Source organism: Pseudomonas sp. S1(2024), from assembly GCF_046557535.1.
In genome coordinates this window covers 1-16,125 of sequence record NZ_JBKGFP010000016.1, presented here as the reverse complement: position 1 = coordinate 16,125, position 16,125 = coordinate 1, and the positions used below count along the sequence as shown (strand labels likewise).

Here is a 16,125-nt window from a genome sequence, read left to right as displayed (position 1 = left end):
GTGGGAGCAACTGTCTTGCTCAATTTCAAAAAGCTGGCGCGATCCCTGTGGGAGCGGGCTTGCCCGCGAACACGGGCGAAGCCCGTGCCATCCACCACGGTGTTGGCTTCGCGGGCAAGCCCGCTTCCACGCGGCTCACGCTGCGTTCTGGATTTACGTTGTACTTTCAGGCTGCGGTAGCACTAGATCGAGCCATGATGTACCCGTTCTGAGCATGGCATTTAACCGCACGATGAACGTTCTCATGCAGGCCACGATAGCGACTTTGGGAAGTTTTCCGCGCTCCCGCAGTGACTGATAACGAGCCTTGAGTGCTGGGTTGTATTTCATCGCCACAAGGCATGCCATGTACAGCGATCGCCTGACCGCAAATCGCCCGCCAGAGATAGAGCGCTTGCCCATGAATTTCCCGCTGTCGTGGTTGAAGGGCGCCACCCCAACCAGGGAGGCAATTTCTCTGGATTCAACCCGACCTAGCTCCGGCAGCAGCGCTATTAGTTTGCCCGCCGTCACCATCCCAATGCCTTTCACTTTGATCAGCTGGGCAACCCGTTCGTCGTTCAGCATCGCGATTTGCTGTTCGATCTCACACTCAACCCGTTTGATCTGCGCCTTGAAGTGTTTCAGGTTGGCATTCAGGTAGTTAGCAACTGCAGTCGATTGCACCTGCTTCAGGCGCCGCAGGTCGTCATCTCGCTGTTGAACCATCCGATCACGTTGCTGAAGCAACTCTCGCAGAAGCGCTCGTTCGGGGCTGACTCGTAGAGAGGGTTGATCTGGAATGACTTCGGCATAGTGCGCCAGAACCTCGGCGTCGATGGCGTCAGTCTTGGCCTTGATGCCTAAAGAGTCAGCGAATGACCTGGCTCGCCTGGGATTGACGCGTATGACCTTGTAGCCAGCGTCCTGTAGAAAACGCATGACATCTCGCTCGTAGCCACCCGTCGCCTCTAACAGGACGCGTTTGATACTGAGCTTGCGAAGGCTCTCCAGTAGCGCCTCAAACCCTGTTGGATCATTGCTTAAATGCATTTTGATGCCCTGTGGCCGCACCGCAGCATCAAGGGAGAGACTGGAAACATCGATACCCAAGAAGGAAGCCATCACCAAAACCTCCTAAACTCAAAACAGTGAGAGGACTTTGGCTTGGCCCACGCTTGTGATTCGAGATCAGAGCCGCATCCAACTGTTCGGGCTCTCGCCAAAGTGGAACGGTGAATGGCAGCTTTTGCTCCCACACGTGCTCAAGGCACCTACGGCATTCAGCTTGCCATTCACCGCTCTCACTCCAAATTCTAATCCCCCATCAAGACACAAGCGGGCATGCCCGCGAAGCAAGCACCGCAGTGGATGGCACGGGCTTCGCCCGTGTTCGCGGGCACGCCCGCTCCCACAGGGATCACGCAAAAAAAGGAGCCATCCCCTGCCAAGAGATATGGCCCCTAAGCACTTGCCTGAAGAAAGTTGACGGGTTCAGCGCGCGGTAATCACCGCCAGCTTGCTGATCCCCGCACGTTCGATAGCCGCCATGGCCCGCGCCACTTCGCCGTAGTTCACGCCGTCATCGGCCTGCAGCTGTACGCGCACGTCCACGTCCTTGTCCTTGGCGGCCTTGAGGCTGCTTTCCAGCAGGTCGGGCTGGATCTGGTCCTTGTTGATGAACAACTTGCCGCCACCATCGATGCTGACCACCAGCGGGTCCTTCTGCTCCACCGGGGCCACGGCCTCGGTCCTGGGCAGGTTGATGGGGATGGCATTGGTCAGCAGCGGCGCGGTGACGATGAACACCACCAGCAGCACCAGCATGACGTCCACCAACGGCGTGACGTTGATTTCACTGAGGACTTCGTCGCTGTCCTGGGTCGAAAAGGCCATGTCAGGACGCCTCCTTCACCGGTTGGGTGAAACCGGCCTGGGGCCTGTGCACGGCCGGGTGCACCAGCACCCGGAAGGCACTCTTCTGCGCCAGGCTGTAGAAGTCATGGGCGAAGTCATCGAGGTCAGCGGCGGTGAGCTTGAGGCGGCGCAGGAAGTAGTTGTAGACCAGCACCGCCGGCACCGCGACGGCGATACCCACACCGGTGGCCACCAGTGCCGCGCCAATCGGCCCGGCCACGGTTTCCAAGCTGGCGGAACCAGCCGCGCTGATGCCCTTGAGCGCTTCCATGATGCCCCAGACGGTGCCGAACAGGCCGATGAAGGGCGAGGTACTGCCAATACTGGCGACCACCGCCAGGCCGGTTTCCAGCGAACGGCGCTCACGCACGATCTGCTGGCGCAGGGCGCGCTCCAGGCGGTCCTGGTGGTTGATGGCGTGGCTCAGGTCATTGGCCTGGCTGTCACCGACTGCGATGGCGGCATAACCGGCCTGGGCAACACGGGCGGCAGGGCCTGGCAGGTCGTGGCTGGGCTCGGCAGCCGAGTCCAGGCTCGAGGCGGCCCAGAATTGCTGGTGGAAGCGTTTGTCCTGATTCTTCAGCCGCACGAACTGCACGACCTTGACCAGGGCCAGGCCCCAGGTGACGACAGAAAAACCGACCAGCAGCCAGATGACTGCGCTTTCAACGGATTGGAGGGGGGATGCCAGCAGGCTCATGATGATGTCTTCCTGTGTTCTGCGAAAAAGTTAGCGAAGCTTGAAATCAATCGGCACGCTGACCCAGCCGGTCTGGGCCACGTCGCCCTGCTTGGCAGGCACGAAACTCCAGCGCTTGACCGCGGCCAGTGCGGCAGCGTCGAGGGCATCACGGCCGCTGCTCTTCTGGATCTGGATCTGTCCGGGCTTGCCGCTGGGCAGCACCTCGACGCGCAGCAGCACGGTGCCTTCCCAACCGCGGCGCTGGGCCATCTGCGGGTACTCCGGCGCCGGGTTCTTCAGGTACGCCGCGTTGGCCGATGCCGGGGTGACCGGGGCCGGCGCGGGTGGCGCTGGCGGTGCCGGGGCAGCCACAGGCGCTGGCGGCGGCGCTTCGACCGGCTTGGGCTGGGGTTTGGGCTGTTGCTTGACCACCGGCTTGGGCACGGGCTTTGGCTTGGGTTTGGGCTTGGCGGCCAGTTCGTCGACCACGGCCGGCGGTGGCGACTGGACCACCGGCGGTGCCGGGGCTGGTGGCGGTGGTTCGACTACAGGCGGTGCTGGCGCGGCGAACTCGATGGTCATCGGCGGTACTTGCGGTGGCACCACCGGCAGCTCGGGCGTTGGTGCCTGGTTGACCCAATACGCTGCTGCGCCATGCAGGGCCAGCACCAGCAGGCCCAGCACCAGCTTGTCGCGGCGCTTGAGCCCACTGACAGGCGTGCGTTGCAAGCGCAGCTGGCCAAGCGGGAGGCGAAGCGTGCGTCCAAGGTCGACCAGGTCACCCGGGGCCGGGCGCCATGGCTGCTCGTAGGCCCTGACGGCCGACTGGACATTACCCATTGATCAAACTCCTGGGACTCGATTCAGGTGTGTGGCTGAATCATCGGGGCCAGGGGGTTATCACTTAAAGTAATGTTTAAAATTATGGTTAGAACTTTACTGAATATATTTTTTGAAGGATTGTGGCAAAGCCGCGGAATTCGCGGGCTGTGGCCGGGCGGGTTTTCAATCATGCATTGCCGGCATGCGAAATATTCGCGTAAGGCATGAGATTGCCGCGAGGGCTGCGCCCTCGATCGCCGGCAAGCCAGCTCCCACAGGGAACGGTGTTACGCGGTCAATGTGGGAGCTGGCTTGCCGGCGATGGGCTGCAAAGCAGCCCCGGCAATCCATCAGGCATAAAAAAACCCGGGACCAACCCCGGGCTTTTTCATTATCAAAGGCGACTCAGATATCCGCCACCTTCTGCCAAACCTTCGGCCGGAAGAACAATGTCTCCCCCCGCGCCAACCCGGTCAGGCTGTCATGGTCCTTGACCACTTCGGCCTCGATCAGCTCGCTCTGCCCCTCCACCTTCAAGGTCACCCGCGTGGTCGCGCCCAGCGGCCGGATATCCCGCACCTCGGCCGCATGGTGCCCTTCGGTCTCGTGCCGCGACAGCGACACTTCGTGGGGGCGGAACAGCACATGATGTCCTTCGCTCAGGGCCAGGCGGTTGGAGTCACCAAGGAAGTGGTAGACGAAATCGTTGGCCGGGTGCTCGTACACCTCGCCCGGCGAGCCGATCTGCTCGATCACGCCCTTGTTCATCACCACGATGCGGTCAGCCACCTCCATGGCTTCTTCCTGGTCGTGGGTGACGAACACCGACGTCAGGTTGATGTCCTCGTGCAGGCGCGCCAGCCAGCGGCGCAGCTCCTTGCGCACCTTGGCATCCAGCGCACCGAAAGGCTCGTCCAGCAGCAGCACCTTGGGTTCCACCGCCAGCGCACGGGCCAGGGCGATACGCTGGCGCTGGCCACCGGACAACTGCTCGGGGTAGCGGTCGGACAGCCAGTCCAGCTGCACCATGTTCAGCAGTTCATGCACCTTCTCGGCTATCTTGCTCTCGCTCGGGCGCTCGCCCTTGGGCTTCATGCGCAGGCCGAAGGCAACGTTGTCGAACACACTCATGTGGCGGAACAACGCGTAGTGCTGGAACACGAAACCGACGTTGCGGTCGCGCACGTCATGGCCGGACACGTCCTCGCCATGGAACACGATATTGCCCTGGTCGGGGGTTTCCAGGCCGGCGATGATGCGCAGCAACGTGGTCTTGCCGCAGCCGGAAGGGCCGAGCAGGGCCACCAGCTCGCCGCTGTTGATGTCCAGGTTGATGTTGTCCAGGGCCTGGAAGCTGTTGAAGCGCTTGCTGACGTTACGAACTTCGATCGACATGAATCATTCCTCCGCGGCGCTGTGGCGCAGGCGGTTAATACGGTTCTCGCTCCACTGCTTGAGCAGCAGGATGAAGAGCGCCAGGATCAGCAACAGGCTGGCCACGCTGAAGGCCGCGACATGGTTGTACTCGTTGTAGAGGATCTCCACGTGCAGCGGCAAGGTGTTGGTCACGCCGCGAATGTGGCCGGACACCACCGACACCGCGCCAAACTCGCCCATGGCCCTCGCGGTGCACAGCACCACCCCGTAGATCAGGCCCCATTTGATGTTCGGCAGGGTCACGTGCCAGAACATCTGCCAGCCATTGGCGCCGAGCAAGCGCGCGGCCTCCTCTTCCTGCGTGCCCTGCTCCTGCATCAGCGGGATAAGCTCACGGGCCACGAACGGTACGGTGACGAAGATGGTGGCCAGGACGATGCCCGGCAGGGCGAACACGATCTGGATATCGTGGTCCTGCAGCCATGGCCCGAACAGGCCTTGAGCGCCGAACATCAGCACGTAGACCAGGCCCGCGATCACCGGCGACACCGAGAACGGCAGATCGATCAGGGTGACCAGGATACTCTTGCCACGGAAGGTGTACTTGCTCACGCACCAGGCGGCGCTGACACCGAACACCAGGTTCAGCGGCACCGAAATAGCCACGGCGAACAGGGTCAGCTTCAGCGCCGACAATGCGTCAGGCTCGAAGATCGCCTCGAAGAAGGTGCCAAAGCCGTTCTTCAGCGCCTGCGACACCACGATCACCAGTGGCAGCAGCAGGAACAGCGCGAACACCAGCCAGCCAAGGCCGATCAGGATACGCCGCGAAGTGGCGCTGCCCCGGCGGGCAGCGTTGGCGGCGGCGGTTGCATTCAGGGATGAACTGGACATGCCGGCCTCCTTCAAGGGGTTTCGATGCGGCGCTGCAGCAGGTTGATCAGCAGCAGCAGGATGAAGGAAACCACCAGCATCAGCACGCCGATGGCGGTCGCGCCGGTGTAGTCGTACTGGTCGAGCTTGACCATGATCAGCAGCGGCAGGATTTCGGTCTTCATCGGCATGTTGCCGGCAATGAAGATCACCGAACCATACTCGCCCACGCCACGGGCGAAGGCCAGGGCAAAGCCTGTCAGCCAGGCAGGCAGCAGCGCTGGCGCCAGCACATGGCGGAACACCTGCAGCGGCTTGGCGCCCAGGCAGGCAGCGGCCTCCTCCACTTCACGCGGAATGTCGGCCAGCACCGGCTGCACCGTACGCACCACGAACGGCAGGGTGACGAAGGTCAGCGCCAGGGTGATGCCCAGTGGGGTGTAGGCGATCTTGAAGCCCAGGTCGGTGGCGAACTGGCCGACCCAGCCCGAGGGTGCGTACAGGGCGGTCAGGGCGATACCGGCTACAGCCGTGGGCAGGGCGAACGGCAGGTCGATCATCGCATCGATGATCTTGCGCCCGGGGAAGGTGTAGCGCACCAGCACCCAGGCCAGCAGGGTGCCGATCACTCCGTTGATGATGGCGGCGAACAGGGCGGTGCCGAAACTCAGCTTGAGCGCGGCGATCACCCGCGGTGCACTGATAATGTTCCAGAACTGCTCCCAGGTAAGCTGCGCGGCATGCACGAACATGGCGGCCAGCGGTATCAGCACGATCAGGCTGAGGTACACCAAGGTGTAGCCCAGCGTCAGCCCGAAGCCGGGTATGACGGGGGAAATGCGGCGTGACATAAATATCCCTGGTTGAACGCACTTGGCCCGGGAACGATCCCGGGCTGGTGCTAGCTTCTGAAATCCTGGGGCTGCTTTGCAGCCCATCGCGACGCAAGGCCGCTCCTACAGGGGTGCGCGTACCTCTGTAGGAGCGGCCTTGTGTCGCGATGGGCCGCATGGCGGCCCCGCTTTTCCTTGGCCCTTACTGTGCCTGATAGATCTGGTCGAACACACCGCCATCATTGAAGAATTTCGGTTGTGCAGTCTTCCAGCCACCAAAGTCCTTGTCGATGGTTACCAGGTCCAGTTTCGGGAACTGCTTGCCAAACTCGGCAGCGACCTTCTCGTCACGCGGGCGGTAGAAGTTCTCGGCTGCGATCTTCTGCCCGGCCGGGCTGTACAGGTGCTTGAGGTATTCGGTGGCAATCTCGCTATTGCCCTTCTTCTCGGCGTTCTTGTCCACCACCGCCACCGGCGGTTCGGCGAGGATCGACAGCGAAGGCACGATGATCTCGAACTTGTCGGCACCTCCGTCTTCCTTCAGCGCCAGGAAGGCTTCGTTTTCCCAGGCCAACAGCACATCGCCCTGGCCGTTATTGACGAAGGTGATGGTCGAGCCACGGGCGCCGGTATCCAGCACCGGGACGTGCTTGAACAGCTCCTGCACGTACTCCTTGGCCTTTTCTTCGCTACCGCCGGCCTTCAGGCCATAGGCCCAGGCCGCCAGGAAGTTCCAGCGGGCGCCGCCGGAGGTTTTCGGGTTGGGGGTGATGACCGACACATCCTTCTTGATCAGGTCGCCCCAGTCCTTGATGCCTTTCGGGTTGCCCTTGCGCACCAGGAACACGATGGTCGAGGTGTACGGGGTGCTGGCATCCGGCAGGCGGGTCTGCCAGTTGTCTGGCAGGGTCTTGCCGAGCTTGGCGACTTCATCGATGTCGCCGGCCAGGGCCAGGGTCACCACGTCGGCACGCAGGCCGTCAATCACTGCACGGGCCTGCTTGCCCGAACCGCCGTGGGATTGCTGGATCTTCACCTTGTCGCCCGGGTGGGCCTGCTGCCAGTGCTTGATGAACTCGGCGTTGTACTGCTGGTACAGCTCGCGGGTCGGGTCGTAGGACACGTTCAACAGTTCGTAGTCCTTGGCGATGGCGGAACCGGCAAAAACAGCACTGGCCAAGGCGGCAAGCGCATAACGGCGGATGGACATGGTGAAGCTCCCGATTGGCATTTTTCTAGTTTTTGAATGTGTGGTGCGATCAGCCGGTCTTGTTGCCGGGCTGCTGCAGGCGGAACTTCTCCTTGCGCTCGATCTGTACGACCTGAGCGTTGTGCACGGTGATCTCCACCGCACCGAATCGCAGGTCGCGCAGAGCGCTCTGGATTTCCCGCAGAATGGTGGCTTCGTCCTGACCGTCGATGCTACGCAGAGATGCACTCATGCTCGTTCTCCTTGGAGTGAGGGTGCCGGGCTGAGGTTTGAAGGGGATTTGCGCCTGGCTTGAGGGCAATAGTAGTGAGGCGGGGTTATTCTTAAAAATACCGTTTAAGAATCTTTATATAACTAAAAATTAGCGATGATCTTGCAGGCGAGAAGGCGCCTCTGTGGGAGCGGGCATGCCCGCGAAGAATCCAACGCGATGGATGGCACCGGCTTCGCCGGTGTTCGCGGGCACGCCCGCTCCCACAAGGACTGCACAAGCATTTGGATATTGAACAAGACAGCTGTTTCAACAGGGTTCAGTGTTGGGTTCTAGTACTGTTTTCAGGCTCGCGGATCTTGTACCAGGCCACATACAAGGCCGGCAGGAACAGCAGCGTCAGCAGGGTCGCCACGATGATCCCGCCAATCATGGCGTAGGCCATCGGCCCCCAGAACACTTCGCGGGCAATCGGGATCATGCCCAGGCTCGCCGCCGCCGCGGTCAGCAGAATCGGCCGGCGCCGGTGGTTGGTTGCCTCCACCACCGCATCCCACGGCGACAAGCCCTGGGCTTCGAACTCGTCGATCTGGGTCACCAGGATCACCGAGTTACGAATGATGATGCCCGCCAGCGCGAGAATGCCGAGAATCGCCACGAAGCCCATGGGCGTACCTGTGGGCACCAGCGCAATGATCACGCCAATCAACCCCAGCGGCGCCACGCTGACCACCAGGAACAGCTTCTGCACGCTGTGCAGCTGGATCATCAGGAACGTCGCCATCAGGAACAGCATCAGCGGGATGACCTTGCGGATCGGCCCCTGCGCCTTGGCGCTCTCCTCCACCGTACCGCCGGTGGCCACTTCGAAGCCCACCGGCAACTTGCTGGCGAACTCGTCGATCTTCGGCTTCAGCTGGGCCACCAGGTCGGTGGGCTGGATATCGCCGTTGACCGATGCCTTGATGGTGATGGTCGGCTTGCGGTCACGGCGCCACACCAGCGGCTGCTCCAGCTCGTAGCGCACGGTGGCAAACGCCAGCAGCGGGATCGAGGTGCCGTTGGGCGTCAGGATCTGCAGGTTCTGCAGGGTATCGGGCGAGCCACGCTCGCTGTCCTCGGCACGGGCGACCACGTCGACCAGGTAGATGTTGTCGTTGACCTGGGTGATCTGCACGCCGCTGACGATGCTGTTCATCACATTGGCCACGTCCTCCGACGACAGGCCCAGCTGGCGCGCCTTGTCCTGGGCGATTTCCACGCGCAGCACCTTACCCGGCTCGTTCCAGTCGTAGATCATCTCGCCGATGTGCTCGTTCTGGTCGAGCAAGGTGGCCAGCTCGATGGCGTGCTTGCGTACCTGGTCGATATTGGCGCCGCTGACCCGATACTGGATCGGCCGGCCCACCGGTGGGCCCATTTCCAGCGATTGCACGTTGGTGCCGACGCCGACGAACTCTTCATGCAGGATCTTCTGCAGGCGGTCCATCATGGCCTGGCGCTCTTCGAAGCCCTTGCTGACGATCACCAGCTGCGCGTAGTACGGGTTCTGCAACTGCTGGTCGAGGGGCAGGTAGAAGCGGATCGCGCCCTGGCCGATGTAGGTACTCCAGCGCACCAGGTCCGGGTCGTCCTTGATCCGTGCCTCGAAGCGGTCGACCACCTTGCGCGTCTCCTCGATCGAGGCGTTCTGCGGCAGGTTGAGGTCGACGAGGATTTCCGGGCGGTCCGAGGACGGGAAGAACTGGTTCTGCACGAAGCGCTCGCAGAAGATCGCCAGGGCGAACAGCAGCACGGTGCCGATGATGGTCAGCCAGCGGTTGCGCATGCACCACAACAAACCATGCTCGAAGACTCGGCCGACACGGCCCGGCTCGGCTTCATGGGGCTTGAGCTTGGTGCTGCTGAGGATGTGCACGCCAAGCACCGGGGCGAAGAACACCGCGACCACCCACGACACCATCAGCGCCACGGCAATTACCGCAAACAGCGTATAGGTGTACTCGCCCGCCGAACTGGCGTTGAGGCCGATCGGCACGAAGCCGGCCACCGTCACCAAGGTGCCGGTAAGCATGGGGAAGGCTGTGGAGGTATAGGCAAAAGTCGCCGCCTGCTCCTTGCTTTCGCCCATTTCCAGCCGTGTGACCATCACCTCCACGGTGATCATCGCATCGTCCACCAGCAGGCCCAGGGCGATGATCAGCGCCCCCAGCGAAATCCGCTGCATGGTGATGCCGCTGTATTCCATGAACACGAACACCATGGCCAGCACCAGCGGGATCGAGCAGGCCACCACCAGCCCAGCACGCACGCCGAGGCTGACGAAGCTCACCGCCAGCACGATCACCACCGCCTCGAACAGCGCACTGGTGAAGCCGCCGACCGCTTGCTTGACCACCACGGCCTGGTCGGAAACAGTGTGTACCCCGACGCCTACCGGCAGGTCTTCGACCACTTGGTCCATGCGCTTTTTAAGCGCCGCGCCGAACACCTGGATATTGCCGCCGGCCTTCATGCCGATGGCCAGGCCCAACGCCGTCTGGCCGTTGTAGCGGAACATTGGCGAAGGGGGGTCGACGTAGCCGCGCTCGATATCGGCGATGTCGGCCAGGCGGAAGAAGCGGTCGTTGATCTTCAGGTTGACGGTTTGCAGGTCTTTTTCCGAGGTGAACTGCCCGGAGGTACGCACCGAGATACGTTCCGGCCCGGCCTCGATCACACCGGCAGGGGTCACGGCGTTTTGCGATTGCAGGGCCTGCATCACCTGGCGCTGATCGATGCCCAGGGCTGCCAGCTTGCGGGTGGAGAAGTTCAGGTAAAGCACTTCGTCCTGGGTGCCGATCAGCTCGATCTTGCCGATGTTGGGCACATCGCGCACTTCGGCCCGCGCCTGTTCCACATAATCGCGCAACTGGCGCAGGGTCAGGCCGTCGGCGGTGAAGGCGTAGATCGAACCGAACACATCGCCGAATTCATCGTTGAACCCGGGCCCCTGGATGCCCGCAGGGAATTCACCGCGAATGTCCTGGATCTTCTTGCGTACCTGGTACCAGATTTCCGGGATGTCCTTGGCCTTGGTGGTGTCGCGCAGGTACACGTAGACCGTGGATTCGCCAGGGCGGGTGTAGCTTTTGGTGTAGTCGAGGGAGTCGAGCTCCTCGAGCTTCTTCTCGATACGGTCGGTGACCTGGTACAGGGTTTCGTCCTGGGTCGCGCCGGGCCAGCGGGTCTGGATGACCATGGTCTTGATGGTGAACGACGGGTCTTCCTCACGGCCCAGGTTGAAGTAGGAAAAGATCCCCATCAGCAGGCCGACGAACATCAGGTACCAGACGAACGATTGATGCTTGAGCGCCCAGTCGGACAGGTTGAAGCTTCCTTTCATTGCGCATCCTCGTCGAAGGTGACCTTCTGGCCAGGCTTGAGGCTGTTCACGCCCGCAGTCACCACCCGCTCGCCGGGTTGTACGCCCGAGCTCAGGACGACGCTGTCGGCGGTGCGGCCGATCAGGGCCACATCACGAGTGGCCACAGTCTTCTGCTGCGTATCGATCACCCATACCTGGGTCTTGCCGTCGCGCTCGAGCAAGGCACTCAAGGGCAGTTCGCTGCGCGGCGACACCTCCGAACTCAGGGTCACGCTGATGGCGGTGCCCAGGTGGAAGGCCGCCGGGGTGCTGGCCAGGGTCAGGCGCGCGCGGCGGGTGCGAGTGGTGGCGTCGGCCTGGGGTTCCAGTTCCCGCAGGCTGGCGGTGGTGTTTATGGTCGGGTCCAGCTGCGAAGCAACGGTGAAGGTCAGGCCTTTGCTCAACTGCTCGGCCAGGCCGATCGGCAGATCAATCACTGCTTCCTTCACATCCGGCCTGGCCAGGGTTACCACGGCCTGGCCGGCGGTGACGGTTTGCCCGGCTTCGGCCTGCCAGGCAGTGATTACCGCGGCGTGGTCGGTTCGCAAGGTACTGTAGTCGAGCTGGTCACGCGCCTGGCTGAGCGCAGAGCGCGCCTGCTCCAACGCCGCGCTGGTGGTTTTCAGGTTGGTTTGGGCGATATCGAGCTGGGCCTGGGCGCCTACGCCACGGTCATACAGCTGTTGCTGGCGGCGGGCATCGGCCTGGGCGTTGATCCACTGCGCCTGCACCTTGGCCAGGTCGCCCTCGGCGGCACGAAGCTGGTTCTGCTGGTCGGTCGGGTCGAGGGTGGCCAGGGTGTCGCCCGGTTTCACCTGGGCGCCCACATCCAGCCAGCGCCGGGCAATACGCCCAGAAACCCGGAAGCCCAAGGTGCTTTCGAAACGTGCCTGGATACTGCCGGCGAAACGGCCGAGCTGCGACTGCACCTGGGGTTCGACCTTGACCGACAGCACCGGCCGAATCGGCTCCGGCACTTCATCCTCGCTACTGCAGCCGGCCAACAGCACGCCGGCCGACAGCATCAGCAGCAGGCGCTTCATAGCTCACCCCCTTTGGCCTTGGCATCGATCTTCAGTACCTGCATGCCGGGGTGCAGCAACTGCCCGCCATTGACCACCACGGTCTCGCCGCCTTTCAGGCCACTGGCGACCACGATCCTGCCGGTGAGGTAACGGCTGACCTCGACCTTGCGCAGCTCTACCTTGTCACCCTCGCCCACTACCCAGACGGCAGGCTCATGCAGGGCCTTGGTCAGTGCCGACCATGGCAGCTCGATACTTGGTCGGCCCTGGGCATTGGTGGTGGCCGTCACCGGTGCACCCAGTTGCATCCCTGGCGGCACATCCCTCAGCCCGACCTTGACCTGTACCGTGCCGCTTTGCGCGGACACCGTGGGGGTGATTTCGCGCACGAAGCCACGGGCCTGGACCTTGGGGTCGTCCAGCAGGCTGACGATCACGCCGGCGTCGCTTGGCGGAGCCACCAGCAGCGATTCGTAGACATTGAACACGGCATCACGGTCGCCATCGGTGGCCAGGCTGAAGATCGGCATGGTCGCCTGCACCACCTGGCCAACCTCGGCCTGGCGCTCGGTGATGACCCCATCGGCCTCGGAGACCAGCGCGGTATAGCTCAGTTGTTCGTTGGCATTGGCCAATTGCGCCTGCGCGGCCTTGAGCGCGCTCTGGTTGCTGCGCAGCGCGGCTTCGGCGGAATCGTATTCGCTCTGGCTGGTGTAGCCCTTGGGCAACAGCTTTTGCTGGCGCACGAACGCAGCGCTGGTCTGGGTGACCCGCGCCTGCGCGGCGAACACCTCGGCCTTGGCCGAGTCGACATTGTTCTGCAGGTCTTTCGGGTCCAGCCGCGCCAACACCTGGTTGGCCTTTACGTGGTCGCCGACATCGACACTGCGCGAAATGATCTTGCCGCCCACACGGAACGACAGGTCGGTCTGCACCCGCGCCTGCACATCGCCAGTCAGGGTGACCCTGGCAGCGAAATCGGTGGGTGATACCTGTTGCACGCCTACGCGTGGCAGTGTTTCGGTGGTTTCTTCCTTACTACAGCCCGACAGCAGGGACACGAGCCCCAGGCAGACGACCAACAGCGGACGTATCAACGTCATGCAGGCTCCTTGCTTGCGCGCAAATGATTCGTGGGATGCGACTGTTAGCGTAGATCAGGGTTCGATAAACATCACTGACGGGGATCAGCTCAGCATTTTCAGCGCCTGTGGGGCGGGCGGGTCCGCGAATCGGCCGCACAGGTCAGACGGTCCACCAAAAAACTAGCATTTATGCCAGTAGCTGGAAGCACGCGACCGTTACATAGTGAGATGACTGTGGTCGAACCGACAACGTCAGCTACGCCTGGGCAATTTCTGTCAAGGTCTGAAACTGAGAAGCCATATGGACGCGCGCGAAACTTCACTCCGTTTTTACCAGAACAACAGATGTACCACCGAAATCTGCGGGTCTGTAACACGCTCGTATTTTCACCATGAGGGGAACCTCTTGGCACAACGCACGGCAGGTGCAGATACACCGCTTTTACTCTTCGCAGTGAACAGCAGCAACACAGTGATGAGTGCGTTCGAACAGGCTGGTAGAACGCAGTACCGTTATACCCCGTATGGCCAACGCCCGGCCTCTGCCGATTCTAATATGCCTTTGGGATTCAATGGCGAGCAGCTGGACGAAGTAACAGACTGTTACTCGCTGGGTAATGGCTATCGTCAGTATAGTCCCGTGCTGCAGAGGTTGTGCAGCCCCGATGATGAAAGCCCGTTTGAGGAAGGTGGGTTGAACGCCTACGCGTATTGTGTAGGGGACCCGGTGAACAACGTTGACCCCACCGGGCACTTTTCTTTCTCATTACTTATTACGGCTACGACAGGATTAGCCAGCATTGGAACACTCATTGCAAGTTTTATTGTAAAAGATCCTAAAGCCCGAAGTGCTCTACAGGCCGTATCTGGGATACTTGGAACCGTCGCGCTTGTGGCGGGTACCTATTACCAGGGTAAGCGCATCTCTCTAGGACCATCGCGGGGTGCCCCCGTGGTCAGAGGGAATACTGCTCAACCGCCCGGGACTCCTCAAAACAATAATTACCGAAGCGCCGCGAGAAGCCTAAATTCCGGTCCGCCCGAGGACAACAACGAGGGTTTCGAACCCATTGGGCTTTACATGGCTCCACAAACGTACTTTATCCCCCGAGCAAGGATCCAGCCTGGTGTAAGAGCGGACACACCAGCGAATAGACATCCAGCACCGGGCGCACCAACGACAGGGCTCCCTGCTGGCGCAAAAACGATTCGTAATTTAAAGAACTGACGGGAATTTATTAGGCATTTCCAGCGCCTGCGTGGGCCTCTTCGCGGGCACGCCCGCTCCCACAGGATGGTCGCCAGCCTCAAGCCTGCGCTGTACCTGTGGGAACGGGCGTGCCCGCGAAAGGGCCAGTACAGGTCAGAGCTGAACTGAAGCCTTGTTCAGTCCCAGTTCGATGTCATCGATCAGTGCTTTGGCAAAGCCACTGAGAATTCTCGCGGCACTACCGGCCAGCCGGTCATTTTCCATCTCGGCTTCGGTCGTCAGGTGATTGATGCACCCGAGCATGACGGAGAGTTCGGAGAAGGCATGGTTGAAGGGGATATTGGCCTGGACGCGGAAAAGGTCCATGCAGGTTTCTTTACCGACGGTGCTGCTGTGTGATGGATGGGGAGTGCCTGGAGCAGAATTGGTCATGGTGGATCTCCTATATCTGGACAAGGAGTTGCCACCTTCATCTTTCTCACGGATCAGGGCGGCAACCGTACGCGAGGTGAGAAACCGCGGATATAGGAACGCAGCCAGACGTAAGTCTGCCCGCGCACGGCTGCCATGACGAAAGCACTATATCGTTGGGTTCTCACACCCAGTCCCAAGGACGTTATCCCTGGGGCATTTCCCCTACAACAGAGCAGCTTCCACACGGCTCGTAGGATAATTCCCAAGCCGATCCAACTGAAGCCTTTGGTTTGAGTTGATGAAAAGTCGTACACCTTCAGGGCCTCTTCGCGGGCATGCCCGCTCCCACAGGAAAGTCGCCAGCCCCAAGCCAGCGCTGTACCTGTGGGAGCGGGCGCGCCCGCGAAGAGGCCGGCACAGCAATGCACAAGCTTCTGCCATATTCAGAAACCATCAGCCACCCGGTAACCCCCGCTTCAGCCACTACCTTTCAAAAGGAGATTCAATTTCAAGGAAGATCACAATGCCACTAGCTGAATCCCACCGACTGCGTCGTGGGCGCTACTCCGAGCCAGGCAGGCTCTACCTGCTGACCACCATCACGCACCAACGAAAACCACTGTTCCATGACTTCGACAATGCTCGCCTGGTGGTCAAACATCTGCGGGTTTCAAATGACATTCAGGATTGCCATTCCCTGGCCTGGGTAGTGATGCCGGACCACCTGCATTGGCTGGTCGAGCTGAAGGAGGTGGCATTGGGAACGTTGATGCGCAAGTTCAAATCACGCACAGCCATTGCGTTACGCAAGGCAGGTGTCAGGCACAAACCGATCTGGCAACCCGGTTACCATGACCATGCGCTGCGGCGGGAAGAGTGTGTGGTGCATACAGCCCGGTACATTGTTGCCAATCCTTTGAGAGCAGGATTGGTCAGGAGTGTCAGGGACTATCCACACTGGGATGCGGTATGGCTTTGAGTCGGCGTTGGGGCCTTCGCGGGCTTGCCCGCTCCCACAAGGACATCACAGCCTTCAGGCTTGTGGTGATCCCTGTGGGAGCGGGCGAGCCCGCGAAAGGGC

Annotated in this window: 15 protein-coding genes; 2 read left to right on the top strand and 13 right to left on the bottom strand. The window is 61.4% G+C overall.

Annotated elements, in window-relative coordinates; all coding sequences use genetic code 11:
* Positions 1-153: 153 nt before the first annotated feature.
* From ACLCGK_RS06320 to ACLCGK_RS06265, 12 genes are all read right to left on the bottom strand, one after another.
* Complete coding sequence (locus ACLCGK_RS06320) at positions 154-1,104, bottom strand: IS110 family transposase (RefSeq protein ID WP_075047071.1); 951 nt, start codon at positions 1,102-1,104, stop codon at positions 154-156.
* A 369-nt stretch (positions 1,105-1,473) separates the two neighbouring features.
* A complete protein-coding gene (locus ACLCGK_RS06315; protein WP_410951520.1) occupies positions 1,474-1,875 on the bottom strand; it encodes an ExbD/TolR family protein in 402 nt (133 codons plus the stop codon).
* Position 1,876: 1 nt separating this feature from the next.
* The gene (locus tag ACLCGK_RS06310) at positions 1,877-2,596 is read right to left on the bottom strand and encodes a MotA/TolQ/ExbB proton channel family protein (protein WP_085721355.1); all 720 of its coding nucleotides are present in this window, start codon (positions 2,594-2,596) and stop codon (positions 1,877-1,879) included.
* 30 nt (positions 2,597-2,626) lie between these two features.
* Entirely contained in the window at positions 2,627-3,418 is a 792-nt protein-coding gene (locus ACLCGK_RS06305) for an energy transducer TonB (RefSeq protein ID WP_410951519.1), read from the bottom strand.
* Between the two features lie 387 nt (positions 3,419-3,805).
* Positions 3,806-4,795: a sulfate/molybdate ABC transporter ATP-binding protein gene (locus ACLCGK_RS06300; RefSeq protein ID WP_013974693.1), complete on the bottom strand. Its 990-nt coding sequence runs from the start codon at positions 4,793-4,795 to the stop codon at positions 3,806-3,808.
* A gap of 3 nt (positions 4,796-4,798) precedes the next feature.
* Complete coding sequence (cysW, locus tag ACLCGK_RS06295) at positions 4,799-5,671, bottom strand: sulfate ABC transporter permease subunit CysW (RefSeq protein WP_410951518.1); 873 nt, start codon at positions 5,669-5,671, stop codon at positions 4,799-4,801.
* Between the two features lie 11 nt (positions 5,672-5,682).
* A complete protein-coding gene (gene cysT / locus ACLCGK_RS06290; RefSeq protein ID WP_013974695.1) occupies positions 5,683-6,501 on the bottom strand; it encodes a sulfate ABC transporter permease subunit CysT in 819 nt (272 codons plus the stop codon).
* Between the two features lie 184 nt (positions 6,502-6,685).
* Positions 6,686-7,693: a sulfate ABC transporter substrate-binding protein gene (locus ACLCGK_RS06285; RefSeq protein ID WP_410951517.1), complete on the bottom strand. Its 1,008-nt coding sequence runs from the start codon at positions 7,691-7,693 to the stop codon at positions 6,686-6,688.
* A gap of 49 nt (positions 7,694-7,742) precedes the next feature.
* On the bottom strand, positions 7,743-7,925 hold the full coding sequence (gene oscA, locus ACLCGK_RS06280; protein ID WP_003258557.1) for a sulfur starvation response protein OscA: 183 nt from the start codon (positions 7,923-7,925) through the stop codon (positions 7,743-7,745).
* Positions 7,926-8,223: 298 nt separating this feature from the next.
* The gene (locus ACLCGK_RS06275; RefSeq protein WP_410951516.1) at positions 8,224-11,289 is read right to left on the bottom strand and encodes an efflux RND transporter permease subunit; all 3,066 of its coding nucleotides are present in this window, start codon (positions 11,287-11,289) and stop codon (positions 8,224-8,226) included.
* A complete protein-coding gene (locus tag ACLCGK_RS06270; protein WP_025341031.1) occupies positions 11,286-12,353 on the bottom strand; it encodes an efflux RND transporter periplasmic adaptor subunit in 1,068 nt (355 codons plus the stop codon). The genes ACLCGK_RS06275 and ACLCGK_RS06270 overlap by 4 nt, the downstream gene beginning before the upstream one ends.
* A complete protein-coding gene (locus ACLCGK_RS06265) occupies positions 12,350-13,438 on the bottom strand; it encodes an efflux RND transporter periplasmic adaptor subunit (RefSeq protein WP_024087886.1) in 1,089 nt (362 codons plus the stop codon). The genes ACLCGK_RS06270 and ACLCGK_RS06265 overlap by 4 nt, the downstream gene beginning before the upstream one ends.
* 283 nt (positions 13,439-13,721) lie before the next feature.
* On the opposite strand from ACLCGK_RS06265, the gene ACLCGK_RS06260 reads away from it, so the two are divergent.
* On the top strand, positions 13,722-14,648 hold the full coding sequence (locus tag ACLCGK_RS06260) for an RHS repeat-associated core domain-containing protein (protein WP_410951515.1): 927 nt from the start codon (positions 13,722-13,724) through the stop codon (positions 14,646-14,648).
* Positions 14,649-14,783: 135 nt separating this feature from the next.
* Here ACLCGK_RS06260 and ACLCGK_RS06255 read toward each other — a convergent pair whose 3' ends face one another.
* On the bottom strand, positions 14,784-15,062 hold the full coding sequence (locus ACLCGK_RS06255) for a DUF3077 domain-containing protein (protein WP_025341033.1): 279 nt from the start codon (positions 15,060-15,062) through the stop codon (positions 14,784-14,786).
* A 505-nt stretch (positions 15,063-15,567) separates the two neighbouring features.
* Between ACLCGK_RS06255 and ACLCGK_RS06250 the strand changes: the two genes are divergently transcribed.
* On the top strand, positions 15,568-16,023 hold the full coding sequence (locus ACLCGK_RS06250; RefSeq protein WP_410951514.1) for an REP-associated tyrosine transposase: 456 nt from the start codon (positions 15,568-15,570) through the stop codon (positions 16,021-16,023).
* Positions 16,024-16,125: the final 102 nt, after the last annotated feature.

Excerpts from the sequence above, each read along its gene's own strand:
- cysW (WP_410951518.1), bottom strand. The coding sequence starts at position 5,671 with ATGTCCAGTTCATCCCTGAATGCAACCGCCGCCGCCAACGCTGCCCGC.
- ACLCGK_RS06285 (WP_410951517.1), bottom strand. The coding sequence starts at position 7,693 with ATGTCCATCCGCCGTTATGCGCTTGCCGCCTTGGCCAGTGCTGTTTTT.
- ACLCGK_RS06300 (WP_013974693.1), bottom strand. The coding sequence starts at position 4,795 with ATGTCGATCGAAGTTCGTAACGTCAGCAAGCGCTTCAACAGCTTCCAG.
- ACLCGK_RS06310 (WP_085721355.1), bottom strand. The coding sequence starts at position 2,596 with ATGAGCCTGCTGGCATCCCCCCTCCAATCCGTTGAAAGCGCAGTCATC.
- cysT (WP_013974695.1), bottom strand. The coding sequence starts at position 6,501 with ATGTCACGCCGCATTTCCCCCGTCATACCCGGCTTCGGGCTGACGCTG.
- oscA (WP_003258557.1), bottom strand. The coding sequence starts at position 7,925 with ATGAGTGCATCTCTGCGTAGCATCGACGGTCAGGACGAAGCCACCATT.
- ACLCGK_RS06250 (WP_410951514.1), top strand. The coding sequence starts at position 15,568 with ATGCCACTAGCTGAATCCCACCGACTGCGTCGTGGGCGCTACTCCGAG.
- ACLCGK_RS06315 (WP_410951520.1), bottom strand. The coding sequence starts at position 1,875 with ATGGCCTTTTCGACCCAGGACAGCGACGAAGTCCTCAGTGAAATCAAC.
- ACLCGK_RS06275 (WP_410951516.1), bottom strand. The coding sequence starts at position 11,289 with ATGAAAGGAAGCTTCAACCTGTCCGACTGGGCGCTCAAGCATCAATCG.
- ACLCGK_RS06265 (WP_024087886.1), bottom strand. The coding sequence starts at position 13,438 with ATGACGTTGATACGTCCGCTGTTGGTCGTCTGCCTGGGGCTCGTGTCC.
- ACLCGK_RS06270 (WP_025341031.1), bottom strand. The coding sequence starts at position 12,353 with ATGAAGCGCCTGCTGCTGATGCTGTCGGCCGGCGTGCTGTTGGCCGGC.
- ACLCGK_RS06320 (WP_075047071.1), bottom strand. The coding sequence starts at position 1,104 with ATGGCTTCCTTCTTGGGTATCGATGTTTCCAGTCTCTCCCTTGATGCT.
- ACLCGK_RS06305 (WP_410951519.1), bottom strand. The coding sequence starts at position 3,418 with ATGGGTAATGTCCAGTCGGCCGTCAGGGCCTACGAGCAGCCATGGCGC.
- ACLCGK_RS06255 (WP_025341033.1), bottom strand. The coding sequence starts at position 15,062 with ATGACCAATTCTGCTCCAGGCACTCCCCATCCATCACACAGCAGCACC.
- ACLCGK_RS06260 (WP_410951515.1), top strand. The coding sequence starts at position 13,722 with ATGGACGCGCGCGAAACTTCACTCCGTTTTTACCAGAACAACAGATGT.